Origin of the sequence: Streptomyces sp. NPDC006283 (assembly GCF_040613325.1) — a bacterium.
In the GTDB taxonomy this organism is placed as follows: Bacteria; Actinomycetota; Actinomycetes; order Streptomycetales; family Streptomycetaceae; genus Streptomyces.
In genome coordinates, this window is the sequence record NZ_JBEXRZ010000199.1 from 1 (window position 1) to 13822 (window position 13822).

5 protein-coding genes and 1 pseudogene are annotated in these 13822 nt (G+C 69.0%); 1 reads left to right on the plus strand and 5 read right to left on the minus strand.

Features of this window, described 5'->3' with window-relative positions; translation table 11 throughout:
- The 5 genes and pseudogenes from ABZ070_RS29175 to ABZ070_RS29195 form a co-directional block, all read right to left on the minus strand.
- Positions 1–389: pseudogene (locus ABZ070_RS29175) on the minus strand (30S ribosomal protein S12 methylthiotransferase RimO); the annotation flags it as partial.
- A gap of 81 nt (positions 390–470) precedes the next feature.
- Positions 471–1292, minus strand: coding sequence for a helix-turn-helix domain-containing protein (locus ABZ070_RS29180; protein WP_356638333.1), 822 nt, complete (start codon positions 1290–1292; stop codon positions 471–473).
- A gap of 191 nt (positions 1293–1483) precedes the next feature.
- On the minus strand, positions 1484–4255 hold the full coding sequence (locus tag ABZ070_RS29185; protein ID WP_356638334.1) for a DNA translocase FtsK: 2772 nt from the start codon (positions 4253–4255) through the stop codon (positions 1484–1486).
- A 116-nt stretch (positions 4256–4371) separates the two neighbouring features.
- On the minus strand, positions 4372–5055 hold the full coding sequence (locus ABZ070_RS29190; protein WP_356638335.1) for a response regulator: 684 nt from the start codon (positions 5053–5055) through the stop codon (positions 4372–4374).
- Positions 5056–5329: 274 nt separating this feature from the next.
- Entirely contained in the window at positions 5330–10681 is a 5352-nt protein-coding gene (locus ABZ070_RS29195; RefSeq protein ID WP_356638336.1) for a HAMP domain-containing protein, read from the minus strand.
- Between the two features lie 392 nt (positions 10682–11073).
- Here ABZ070_RS29195 and ABZ070_RS29200 point away from each other — a divergent pair, with 392 nt between their 5' ends.
- Entirely contained in the window at positions 11074–13728 is a 2655-nt protein-coding gene (locus tag ABZ070_RS29200; RefSeq protein ID WP_356638337.1) for a SpoIIE family protein phosphatase, read from the plus strand.
- Positions 13729–13822 lie beyond the last annotated feature (94 nt).

A 13822-nucleotide genomic window follows, 5' to 3' on the forward strand; every position in this document is an offset into this window, starting at 1 on the left:
GGGGTGTGGGCGGCATGGACGCCACCGCTCAGGATGGTCTGCAGGCGGTCGGAGATGTCGGCGTAATCGTCGAATCCGAGCACCCCGTCGGCCTCGGGAAGGGCCTCCGCAAGATCCTTGCCGTACCGCTCGGCCATGCAGCCCACGGCCACGACGGCCTGGGTTCTGCCGTGATCCTTGAGATCGTTGGCTTCCAGCAGGGCGTCGACGGAGTCCTTCTTGGCGGCCTCGACGAATCCGCAGGTGTTGACCACGGCGACGTCGGCGTCGGAGGCGTCCTCGACGAGCTCCCAGCCGTCCGCTGCCAAGCGGCCTGCAAGCTCCTCCGAGTCCACCTCGTTACGGGCGCATCCGAGAGTGACAAGGGCGACGGTACGGCGTTCGGGCATGGGCTCAAGACTACTTTGTCCCGGCCCACACCCCCGCCGCGAGGGTCGAGGCCCTGCGTCACACGTTCCGCACGGGTGCCGTCAGCCGACCTCGGGGTCGCCCTTCGTGTAGGAGAGCCGCTCGACGCCGCCCATCTCGAATTCGTCCTTGACCTTCTTGCCGTTCACGAACAGCTCGATCGCCCCGGCGTTCCCGAGGATCAGGTCGACGCGCTCGTCGTCCTGGAAGGTCTTGGTCTCGCCCTTGAGCAGGAGCCCGTCGAAGAGCAGCTTGCCGTTGTGCGACTTGGCGGAGATCCAGCTCTTGTCGCCGGTGGCGGAGAGCTTGACCGTGACCTTGTCCTTCGGCAGTGCCGCGATGGCGCTGTCGGAAGGATCGGGCTTGGGGTCGGCGGGCTTGGTGGTCGGTGTGGTGGGCTTCTTCGTCTCGGGTGCGGCACCCTCCGCGACGGTGTTGCCGCCACCCTCGCTCTCGCCGTCGCTGAACAGCGTGAAGCCGGCGAAGCCGACCACGGCGACGATCGCGGCGACCATGGCCGCGGTCCAGTTGGGGCGGCGCCGCTCGGGGCGGATGCGCTCGGCCTCGAACAGCGGCGCGGCAGGCGTCGGCGCCGGGCGGCCGCCGTGCTCGGCGTCGTACCGCTCGATGAGCGGATCGGGGTCGAGTCCGACGGCGCGGGCGAGCATGCGGATGTGTCCGCGGGCGTACACATCACCGCCGGAGCAGGAGAAGTCGTCCTCCTCGATCGCGTGCACGATGGGGATGCGCACCCGTGTGGAGGTACTGACCTCGTCAACGGTGAGGCCTGCGCCGACACGCGCCTGCTGGAGCACGCGACCGATCGAAGGCCCGTCGTCTTCGACTGAAGGACGGTCGTCTTCGGGGGAGTTGCCGATGGACACGGGGGCGCCTTTCGAGCGTGTAACCACCTGCTGGAGGTTCAGTCTATGGGTGGTACGAAAGGGTGGGGCAAGCGGGCGGTGAAGGTTTGTACGCCATCGGAATGGACGGCCGATCCCGGGGTCGGGGACATCTGTACATCCCTTCCTCCAACTTGACGTATAACCAAGGGAAACGGTTGCTCACCGAACCCTTACGAGTGAGTCTCTCCCCGGATCACGGCGAGCACTCCATCCAGTTCGTCGGGTTTCACAAGAACGTCACGTGCCTTCGATCCTTCGCTGGGGCCGACGATGTTCCGTGACTCCATGAGGTCCATCAGCCGCCCCGCCTTCGCGAAGCCCACCCGCAGCTTGCGCTGCAGCATCGACGTCGAGCCGAATTGCGTGGAAACGACCAGCTCGGCGGCCTGGCAGAGCAGATCGAGGTCGTCGCCGATGTCCTCGTCGATGTCCTTCTTCTGCTTCGTGCCGACGACCACGTCGTCCCGGAACACGGGAGCCATCTGGTCCTTGCAGTGCTGGACGACGGCCGCGACCTCGTCCTCCGTCACGAAGGCGCCCTGCATGCGCGTTGGTTTGTTGGCGCCCATCGGGAGGAAGAGCCCGTCACCCTTGCCGATGAGTTTCTCCGCGCCCGGCTGGTCGAGGATGACCCGGCTGTCGGCGAGCGAGGAGGTGGCGAAGGCGAGCCGTGACGGCACGTTCGCCTTGATCAGGCCGGTGACGACGTCGACGGAAGGACGCTGGGTCGCCAATACCAGATGAATGCCCGCGGCGCGCGCCAGCTGCGTGATGCGGACGATCGCGTCCTCGACGTCACGCGGCGCGACCATCATGAGGTCCGCGAGCTCGTCGACGATGACCAGCAAATACGGATACGGCTGGAGCTCCCGCTCGCTGCCCTCGGGCGACTTGACCTTCCCCTGGCGCACGGCCTGGTTGAAGTCGTCGATGTGCCGATAACCGTACGCGGCCAGGTCGTCGTACCTCAGGTCCATCTCGCGCACCACCCACTGCAGGGCCTCGGCGGCCCGTTTGGGGTTGGTGATGATGGGCGTGATCAGATGCGGGATGCCCTCATAGGCGGTGAGCTCGACCCGCTTGGGGTCGACGAGCACCATCCGCACGTCCTCCGGCGTCGCTCTTATCATCACGGACGTGATCAGGCAGTTGATGCAGGACGACTTGCCGGAACCGGTGGCGCCGGCGACCAGGACGTGCGGCATCTTCGCCAGGTTGGCCATCACATAGCCGCCCTCGACGTCCTTGCCGAGTGCGACGAGCATGGGGTGATCGTCCTCGGCGGCGTCCGCGAGACGCAGGACGTCGCCGAGATTGACCATCTCCCGGTCGGTGTTGGGGATCTCGATGCCGACCGCGGACTTCCCGGGGATCGGGGAAATGATCCGCACGTCGGGGCTGGCGACCGCGTACGCGATGTTCTTGGTCAGGGCCGTGATGCGCTCGACCTTCACGGCGGGGCCGAGCTCCACCTCGTACCGGGTGACCGTCGGGCCGCGGGTGAAGCCGGTGACGGCCGCGTCGACCTTGAACTCCGTGAAGACGTTGGTCAGCGAGGCGACGATCGCGTCGTTGGCGGCGCTGCGCGTCTTGCCCGGGCCGCCGCGCTCGAGCAGGTCGAGCGAAGGGAGCGAGTACGTGATGTCGCCGGACAGCTGAAGCTGCTCGGCGCGGGGCGGGAGAGGTTCGGACTTCTCGGGCGCCGGCTTGGTCAGGTCGGGCACGGCCCCCTTCGCCGTGGAGGCCTTCGGCGCGGGAGCCTTCGGCTCACTGCGGTCGGCGTCCTCCGGCTCCCGGGCGGTCGGCACGGGCGTGGCGGCGCGCTGCCGCTCGGCCGTGACGTCGCGGGTGAGGTCCGCGACGAGCGGCGAGGGAGGCATGCCGTTCAGCACTGCTCCGTCGAGGGCGGCGGCAGCGGCCGCCGCGACGTCGACGGCGTCCATCTCACGACCGAGGGCCGGCTGAGCCGAGGGCCGGCGCGGGCGGCGGCGCTGGGAGAGCGCCTCTTCCTCTGCGGCGCCCGGGTCGTGGCCGACGGGCATGCCATCGCGGCGTGAGGAGCGGCGGGGCCGGGCGGGCAGAGCCTCGCGCCACTGCTCGTCGTCCTCACCGCTCTCGCCCCGCGGCCCGGCCGGCGGTTCGACGATGCCGAGCTTGGAACCGAGCAGCCGCAGGCGCTGCGGGATGGCGTTGACGGGCGTGGCGGTCACGACGAGCAGCCCGAAGACGGTGAGCAGCACCAGCAGCGGGACGGCGAGGACCTCGCCCATCATGAAGATCAGCGGTTTGGACGCCCCCCAGCCGATCAGGCCGCCGGCGTCCTGGATCGCCTCCGCGCCCTCGCCGCGGCCGGGCGATCCGCACGCGATGTGGACCTGTCCGAGGACGCCGATGATCAGCGCGGAAAGACCGATCACGATACGGCCGTTGGCCTCGGGCCGCTCCGGATAGAGGATCAGCCGCACGCCGATGGCGCCCAGCAGCAGCGGCGCGAGCAGATCGAGCCGGCCGAAGGCGCCGGTGATCAGCATCTCGACGAGACCGCCGACGGGTCCCTGCAGATTCGACCAGGTGCCCGCCGCAATGATCAGTGCGAGGCCGAGCAGCAACAGCGCCAGGCCGTCCTTGCGGTGCGCCGGATCAAGGCCCTTTGCGCCACGCCCTATGCCGCGGAACATCGCGCCGACGGTGTGGGCGAACCCCAGCCAGACGGCGCGCACAAGGCGGTACACGCCCCCGGTGGGGGACGGCGCGGGTTTCGGCGCAGCCGCCTTCTTGGCCGTCGCCTTCTTCGCGGGCGCCCTTTTTGCGGGCACGGGCTTCTTGGGGGCGGTCTTCCTGGCGGGCGCCGCCTTCTTCGCGACACCGGTCGTACGGCCGGCGCGCGGCTTCGCGGTGCCCGCCGTGCCCTGGGAACCCTTGCCGGACGTACGTGAGGCCATGGTGGTGAGGTTACCGGTGTCGACCGCTGCTCACACGTGTGCCCACTGCTTCACCCGTACGTGTCGCGACGTATGAGGCGCCAAACTGACGAGGCCTCAAGCTGCGGCAGCGGTCGTCAACTCTGCGACGGAAGGGTGGCCGAGCCGCCGCCCGTGCCGGGCTCCAGGGCGTCAAGCGCCCTGCGCAGTCCGGTGAGTTTGCGCTCCAGGTGGGCGGCGGTGGCCACCGCCGCCGCGTCCGCCGACTCGTCGTCGAGCTGCTTGGAGAGCGCCTCCGCCTGCTCCTCGACAGCGGCGAGCCGCGCGGAGAGTTCCGCGAGGAGGCCCGCGGGCTCCCGGCCCGCTCCCGCGTCGGCCTGGGCCCCGCCCTCGAGCTGGAGGCGCAGCAGCGCGGCCTGCTCACGCAGTTGGCAGTTCTTCATGTAGAGCTCGACGAAGACCGAGACCTTCGCACGGAGCACCCACGGGTCGAACGGCTTGGAGATGTAGTCCACGGCACCCGCGGCGTAACCGCGGAAGGTGTGGTGGGGTCCGTGATTGATCGCGGTGAGGAAGATGATCGGGATGTCCCTGGTCCGCTCGCGCCGCTTGATGTGCGCGGCGGTCTCGAAACCGTCCATTCCCGGCATCTGGACATCCAGCAGAATGACCGCGAAGTCATCCGTCAGCAGCGCCTTGAGCGCTTCCTCCCCTGACGATGCCCGCACCAGTGTCTGATCGAGCGCGGAGAGGATGGCCTCCAGCGCAAGCAGATTCTCCGGCCGGTCATCGACCAGGAGGATCTTGGCCTTCTGCACCATGCCCCGTCCTCCTCGCCCCGGCATGGGGTCTCTCCGGCCCGAAGAGCCGGAGGACGCACCGGGCGCCGCCCCAGGGGACGACTCCCTTGCGTCGCCCGTCCTTGTGCCGGTCATGGTAGCCGCACCCCGCCCGTCGCCACACCCTGTCACCGTGATGTCACTGTGCACGTACCGCAAACGCGGGGCGAGACCGGATAGTTCCCCGGATACTCCGGTCTCACACGCGATCATCCACACTCGATCAGCGACCCGCGCAAAATCGCACGCCCAGCAGTCACTCCCCGCGCATCCACTGCTCCATCACCGTCAGCAGATGGTCCGGATCGACCGGCTTGGTCACATAGTCGGAGGCGCCCGACTCGATGGCCTTCTCCCGGTCGCCCTTCATGGCCTTCGCGGTGAGCGCGATGATCGGCAACCCGGCGAACTGCGGCATCCTGCGGATCGCCGTCGTCGTCGCGTACCCGTCCATCTCCGGCATCATGATGTCCATCAGTACGACAGTCACATCGTCATGCTGCTCGAGCACTTCGATGCCTTCCCGGCCGTTCTCCGCGTAGAGCACCGACAGCCCGTGCTGCTCCAGCACGCTGGTGAGCGCGAAGACGTTGCGGATGTCGTCATCGACGATCAGGACCTTCTCCCCGTCGAAGGTGAACACCCGCCGCTGCTCCGGCACCTCCTGCTCGCCTGCAACCTGTCCCCACGGCTCGTGGCCCGGCGCCTCCGCAGGCTGCCCGGCAGTCCGCTGGGGCTCCGCGGCCGACTGCGCCTTGCGCCGGCGCCGCAGCAGGGCCGCAGGGCCCGGGGCCGCGCGCGGCGCCGGAGCGGACCGGACGGGCACCTGCTCGCCGCCGTCCTCCGCGGCGCCGTCCACGCCCCGGCTGTCCGTGATGCCCGGGCTCAGCTGCGGATACCCCTGCGGCGGAAGCTCGGCGGGGTGGAGCGGCAGATACAGCGTGAAGGTCGAGCCACGGCCGGGCTCACTCGCCGCATGGATCTCGCCGCCCAGCAGCCGCGCGATCTCCCGGCTGATCGACAGGCCGAGACCCGTACCGCCGTACTTCCGGCTGGTCGTACCGTCCGCCTGCTTGAACGCTTCGAAGATGACCCGCATCTTCCCGGCCGCGATCCCGATACCCGTGTCCGTCACGGAGAAGGCGATCAGGTCCCCGTCCGCGTCCCTCAGCGACCCGGCCTCCAGCAGCTGCTCCCGGATCGACTGCGGCACGTCCGCGCCCGCCGGCCTGATGACGAGCTCGACCGCGCCGCTGTCGGTGAACTTCACCGCGTTCGACAGAAGGTTGCGCAGCACCTGCAGCAGCCGCTGCTCGTCGGTGTGCAGGGTCGCGGGCAGCTCCGGCGAGACACGGACCGAGAAGTCGAGCCCCTTCTCCGCCGTCAGCGGCCGGAACGTCGCCTCGACGTAGTCCACCAGCTGCACCAGCGCGATACGGGTCGGACTGACGTCCATCTTGCCCGCCTCGACCTTCGACAGGTCGAGGATGTCGTTGATCAGCTGCAGCAGGTCGGACCCGGCGCCGTGGATCGTCTCGGCGAACTCCACCTGCTTCGGCGAGAGATTGGCGTCCGCGTTGTCCGCGAGCAACTTCGCGAGAATCAACAGCGAGTTGAGCGGCGTCCGCAGTTCGTGCGACATGTTCGCCAGGAACTCAGACTTGTAGCGCATCGAGACCGCGAGCTGCTCCGCCCGCTCCTCCAGCACCTGCCGGGCCTCCTCGATCTCGGTGTTCTTCACCTCGATGTCCCGGTTCTGCTGTGCCAGCAGCTCGGCCTTCTCCTCCAGCTCGGCGTTGGACTCCTGCAGCGCCTTCTGCCGGTTCTCGAGCTCGGCGGAACGCTCCCGCAGCTGCTCGGTCAGCTCCTGCGACTGCTTGAGCAGCACCTCGGTCTTGGTGTTGACGCTGATCGTGTTGACGCTCGTCGCGATCATCTCGGCGATCTGGTTGAGGAAGTCCCGCTGGATCTGCGTGAACGGCTGGAACGACGCCAGCTCGATCACCCCGAGGACCTTGCCCTCGAACAGCACCGGAAGGACGATCACATAAGCAGGTGAGGCCTCTCCCAGGCCGGAGGAGATCTTCAGATAACCCGGCGGCACATTGACCTGGATGGTCCGCTTCTCCTCCGCCGCCGTACCGATCAGGGTCTCCCCCGGCCGGAACGACGTCGGCATCAGTCCGGCCGAGTAGCCGTAACTGCCGCGCATCACCAGCTCGTACGACTCCCCGCCCGCCGAGGCGTCCGAACCGCTGCTCGTCGGCATCGCGAGGAAGAAGGCGCCGTGCTGCGCGGACACCACCGGCGTCAGCTCGCTCATGATCAGCGACGCGACGTCCTCGAGGTCGCGACGGCCCTGCATCAGACCCGAGATACGGGCCAGGTTGCCCTTGAGCCAGTCCTGTTCCTCGTTGGCGAGAGTGGTGTCGCGGAGGTTCGCGATCATCGTGTTGATGTTGTCCTGGAGGACCTGGATCTCTCCGGCCGCGTCCACATCGATCTTGAGGTTCAGATCGCCGCGGGTCACCGCCGTCGCGACGGCCGCGATGGCGCGCACCTGACGGGTCAGGTTCCCGGCCATCTCGTTCACCGACTCGGTCAGGTCCCGCCAGGTGCCGTCGACGTCCCGCACCCGCGCCTGACCGCCCAACTGCCCGTCGGTCCCCACCTCGCGGGCGACCCTGGTGACCTCCTCGGCGAACGAGGAGAGCTGGTCGACCATGGTGTTGATGGTGGTCTTCAGCTCGAGGATCTCGCCCCGCGCGTCGATGTCGATCTTCCGGGTGAGATCACCCTTGGCGATCGCGGTCGTGACCGTGGCGATCTGACGCACCTGCCCCGTCAGATTGGACGCCATCGAGTTCACGGACTCCGTGAGGTCCTTCCAGGTGCCGGAGACCCCGGGCACGCGCGCCTGGCCGCCCAGGCGGCCGTCCGTGCCCACCTCGCGGGCCACACGGGTCACCTCGTCGGCGAACGACGACAGCGTCCTCACCATCGTGTTGACCGTGTCGGCGAGCTCGGCGACCTCGCCGCGCGCCTCCACCGTCACCTTCTTCGTCAGGTCGCCGTTGGCGACCGCCGCGGAGACCCGGGAGATGTTGCGCACCTGGCTGGTCAGGTTGTTGGCCATCAGGTTGACGTTGTCACTGAGGTCCTTCCAGATGCCGGTGACGCCCCGCACCCGCGCCTGGCCGCCCAGCACGCCCTCCGTACCCACCTCGCGGGCGACCCTGGTCACCTCGTCCGCGAAGTCCGAGAGCTGGTCGACCATCGTGTTGACGGTCGTCACCAGCTCCAGGATCTCGCCCTTGGCGTCGACGGTGATCTTCTTCGACAGGTCGCCCTTGGCGACCGCCGTCGTCACCTCGGCGATGTTGCGCACCTGGCTGGTGAGGTTGTTGGCCATGAAGTTGACGGACTGGGTGAGGTCCTTCCAGGTGCCGGAGACGCCCTGCACCTCGGCCTGACCGCCGAGGATGCCCTCCGTGCCCACCTCACGGGCCACCCTGGTGACCTGCTCCGCGAAATTCGAGAGCTGGTCGACCATGGTGTTGAGCGTGTTCTTCAGCTCGAGGATCTCGCCCCGCGCGTCCACGTCGATCTTCTGCGACAGGTCACCCCGGGCCACCGCCGTGGCCACCTGCGCGATGTTGCGGACCTGCGCCGTGAGGTTCCCGGCCATGCCGTTCACGGAGTCCGTCAGATCACGCCACACGCCCGCCACACCGGGCACCTGAGCCTGGCCGCCGAGGCGGCCGTCCGTGCCCACCTCACGGGCCACCCTGGTGACCTGCTCCGCGAAGGCCGACAGCTGGTCGACCATGGTGTTGATGGTGTTCTTCAGCTCGAGGATCTCGCCCCGCGCGTCCACGTCGATCTTCTGCGACAGGTCACCCCGCGCCACCGCCGTCGTCACCTGCGCGATCTGACGCACCTGCGACGTCAGATTGCCGGCCATGAAGTTGACGGAGTCCGTCAGTTCCTTCCACGTACCGCTGACGCCGTCGACCCGCGCCTGACCGCCGAGGCGGCCCTCCGTACCCACGTCCCGCGCCATCCGCGTGACCTGGTCGGCGAACGAGGACAGCTGCGCCACCATCGTGTTGACGGTGTTCTTCAGCTCCAGCATCTCGCCGGCCACATCGACGGTGACCTTCTGCGACAGATCACCGTTGGCGACCGCCGTCGTCACCTGCGCGATGTCACGCACCTGGCCGGTGAGGTTCCGGAACGCGGTGTTCACCGAATCGGTGAGGTCCTTCCACGTACCCGCCGCGCCCGGCACCTCGGCCTGACCGCCGAGGCGGCCCTCGACGCCGACCTCGCGGGCCACACGCGTCACTTCTGAACCGAACGACTGAAGTTGGTCCACCATCGTGTTGACGGTGTTCTTCAGCTCCAGCATCTCGCCGGCCACATCGACGGTGACCTTCTGCGACAGATCACCGTTGGCGACCGCCGTCGTCACCTGCGCGATGTCGCGCACCTGGGTGGTCAGGTTGCGGAAGACGGTGTTCACCGAATCGGTGAGGTCCTTCCACGTACCCGCCGCGCCCGGAACCTGCGCCTGACCGCCGAGCAGACCCTCCGCACCGACCTCGCTGGCTACGCGCGTGACCTCGTCCGCGAACGTCCGCAGCGTCTCGGTCATCTGGTTGATCGTCTCGGCGAGCTGCGCCACCTCGCCGCGGGCGTTGACGGTGACCTTCTGCGACAGGTCACCGTTGGCGACCGCCGTCGTCACCTCCGCGATGCCCCGTACCTGGGAGGTGAGGTTTCCGGCCATCGTGTTCACCGAATCGGTGAGGTCCTTCCACACACCGGCCACGCCCGGCACGGTCGCCTGACCGCCGAGCTCGCCCTCCGTACCGACCTCCCGGGCCACCCGGGTCACCTCGGAGGAGAACGACGACAGCTGGTCGACCATCGTGTTGACGGTGTCCTTCAGCTGCAGCATCTCGCCGGCCACGTGGACGGTGACCTTGCGGGAAAGGTCACCCTTGGCGACGGCCGTCGTGACGAGTGCGATGTCCCGCACCTGGGCGGTCAGCCGGTACGCCATGGTGTTGACCGAGTCCGTGAGGTCCTTCCACGAACCGGACATGCCGCGCACCTGCGCCTGGCCGCCGAGCTTGCCCTCGGTGCCGACCTCTAGCGCGACCCGCGTCACCTCGTCCGTGAACGCCGACAGCTGGTCGACCAGGCTGTTGACCGTGCGCGCGACCTTGAGGAATTCGCCGCGCAGCGGGCGCACCGCCGCCCCGTCCTGAGCATCCGCGGCAGGCGAGCGCAGCTCCATGCGCTGCTCGAGGTCACCGTCCGCGACCGCGGAGAGTACCCGGCCGACCTCCGACACGGGGCGTGCCAGGTCGTCCACCAGTTCGTTGGCGGCGTCGACGGCCGCCGCCCAGGAGCCCTCGCAGGCACCCGTCTCCAGCCGCTCCGTGAGTTTTCCCTCGCGGCCCACCATCCTGCGGACTCTCGCCATCTCACCCGTGAGGTGGAGATTGCGGTCGGCGACCTCGTTGAAGACGGCCGCGATCTCGGCCATCACACCGTCGCCCGACACCGTCAGACGGCGGCGGAAATTCCCGTCGCGCATCGTCACGAGCGCCGCCAGCAGCCTGTGCAGGGCCGCTGTATCGACTTCGGTTGTCCCATTGCTCCGGGACCGTCCGCCTTTCGCGCGCGTCTCTTTAGCCCGCGCCGTCACGCCAGACTCCACCGTGTCCCTCCCGCAAAGGTTGACCGTACTGCCTGGGCCGTCTCAGGAAGCCTGCCCAGTGTTTCACCATGCCGGAACCAGGCGATAACAGTTCGGCAGCTTCGCATAGCGTCCCCACCCCCACAGGGCGGAAACAGCGGCAACCGGCATCCGCTCGGACAGCGAAGGTAAGTAACCTGGCATCCGACTGTCCAACCGCCCCGGTCCGCCCGGCGGGGGCGGTGTGGTGCTCGTCACACAACCGGGCACCGGGAGGGGCAGGCCGAATCATGGCAGAGCCGGGCGTCGAGACGCGTACGAGGAGTTCTGTGATCACCGCGCGGGCGGCCGCCAGCTTCGACCCCGTCGGGCGGTCCGTCGCGACCGCCCGTGCATTCGTCCGCGACACCCTTCAGGGGTGGGGACACACCGACGTGGTGGACGACGCGGTCGTCCTCACCAGTGAGCTCGTCACCAACGCGGTCGTCCACGCGGGAACCTCCGCCGACGTCCTGTGCCTGCGCTCCGAGGACGGCGTCCGCGTCGAGGTCGCCGACCACTATCCCGAGCGCGAAGTCCCGATACAGGGCACCGGCCGCTCGATTGCGAACCTCGACGCCGAGAACGGCCGCGGGCTGCTGCTCTGCGCCGCGCTCGCCGCCCGCTGGGGCGTCGAGTACACGCCCACACACAAGACGGTGTGGTTCCAACTGGACCTGCCGCAGCGCTCGGTGGGCACCCGGTCCGCGGGCCCTGTGCTGCCCGTCGCGCTGCTCCCGGTCGCGGAGGAGCGGGTCCGCGTCGCCGTCACCCAGATCGACCGCACCGGCACCATCGCCGTGTGGAACGAGGACGCGGAGCACCTCTTCGGGTATCCGGCGGACCAGGTCATCGGCAAGCCGCTCACCGACTTCGCGGCGTGGCCGCACACGCCGGGCACCGGTACCGGCATCGTCGAGGCGCTGCAGCTCTCCCGCTGGGAGGGCAGTTACGGAGTCCGCGGCATCGACGGTCGGGTCATCCCGGTGTACGCCTCGCATCTGCGGGTACGGGACACCAACGGTGAGCCTTCGACGGTCTGTCTGCTGGTGCGCGACGACGAGCGTGCCGTGCTGCAGACCCCTCAGCGCGCCCACGGCACGGACAGCGGAGCGGAGAACCGCAGCACGGACCCGTTCGAGGTCTTCATCGGCTCCCCCGCCCCCGACGACCTCGACGGTCTGCTCCAGCGCACCGTCGAACGCGCGAGGGACATGCTCGACGGCGACGCCGCGTTCCTGCTCCTGGCCACCGACGACGAGACCGAGCTGGAGGTAAGGGCCACGACCGGTCTGCCGTCGGCCCGCCAGCGCTTCGCGCGCGTCCCGGTCGAAGCCGGTTCCGGACGCTACGGCTCCGCCCGCATGCCCGCAGTCCACGAGGACCTCAGCGCCGTTCCCGGCGCCGTCCCCCTCCTCAACTCCACCGGCATGCGCTCGGTGGTCACCGTGCCCCTCAAGGTCGAGGGCCGGCTCACCGGTTCGCTCGGGGTCGCCGCCGAGTCCGCCGGGCGCTACTCGAACGAGGAGGCGCTGCGTCTGCAGTTCGCGGCGGACCGTATCGCACTGGCCGTCGAATCCGCCCGGCTCGGCGAACTGGAACGGCTGCGCCGCGGCTCCCTGTCCTTCCTCGTCGAGGCTTCCGACCTGCTGGCCGGAACCCTCGACCGGGACCAGACGCTCGCCCTCATGGCGCAGATGACGGTCCCCACGCTCGCCACCTGGTGCGCGGTGTACACGATCGCCGACCAGTCCTCCGAGCCGTACCTCAGCTATGTGCTGCACGAGGACGAGGAGCGGATCGACGGCCTCAAGGCCCTCCTGTCGAAGGTCGACCCGCCCGACCCGGTGCCGACCCCCGGTGCGCGCGTGTGGAACGCGCCCGGGGAGGCGGCCCAGAGGGCCGCGCTCCTCGCGTCGAAGCGAGAACTGGGTCTGGGCTCGACGCCGCCGGTTTCCTCGGGCATCGGTACGACGCTGGCCACAGCGGCCGCGGTCGGCGGCGAGACCGTCGTGCTGCCGCTCGTCGCGCGCAACCGAGTGATCGGCATGCTGACTCTCGGCAAGCCGTCCGACGACCACTTCCGTCAGGAGATCCTGGAACTGGCGGAGGACCTCTCCCGCCGGGCCGCCCTCGCCCTCGACAACTCCCGGCTCTATTCGGAGCGCATGGCGATCAGTCAGTCCCTCCAGCGCAGTCTGCTGCCGCCGGAGCTCCCGCAGATCGCGGGCGTCGAGGTCGAGGTCATCTACCGCGCGGCCGGCGAGGGCAACGAGGTCGGCGGCGACTTCTACGACCTCTTCCCCATCCGTGACGGTGCCTACGGCTTCGCCATCGGCGATGTCTGCGGCACCGGCCCGGAGGCAGCAGCCGTCACGGGCCTCGCCCGGCACGCGCTGCGCCTGCTCGCCCGCGAGGGCTTCGGCGGACCCGCGGTACTCGAGCGGCTGAACGCGGCCATCCTGGACGAGGGCGCCCGCAGCCGCTTCCTGACGCTTCTGTACGGGGAGTTGTGGCCTCAGGAGGACGGCAGCGCAGTCCTCAAGGTCGTCTGCGCCGGCCACCCGCTGCCGCTGCGGCTGCGCCAGGACGGCAGCGTCGAGCCGGCGGCGGAGCCGCAGCCCCTCCTCGGCGTCATGGACGACCTGGAGCTCTACGAGCAGATGGTGACGCTCGATCCGGGCGACGTCCTGCTCTGCGTCACCGACGGCGTGACGGAACGCCGCGAGGGCACGCGCATGTTGGGCGACGACGGCCTGAGCGAGGTTCTGGCGAATTGCACGGGCCTCACCGCGGGCGCGGTCGCGGGCAAGGTACTGCGTGCCGTGGAGCGCTTCGCGGCGGAGCCGGCCTCGGACGACATGGCCATCCTCACCATGCGTATTCCGGAGCCGCACAACGCCTGAGATCATATGACGACGGGCGGGAGCATATCCCGGTCCGCGCACGGGGTTTGACGCCGGGTCATTGCTTGTCGGGTATGTCCGCGAAGGAAAAAGC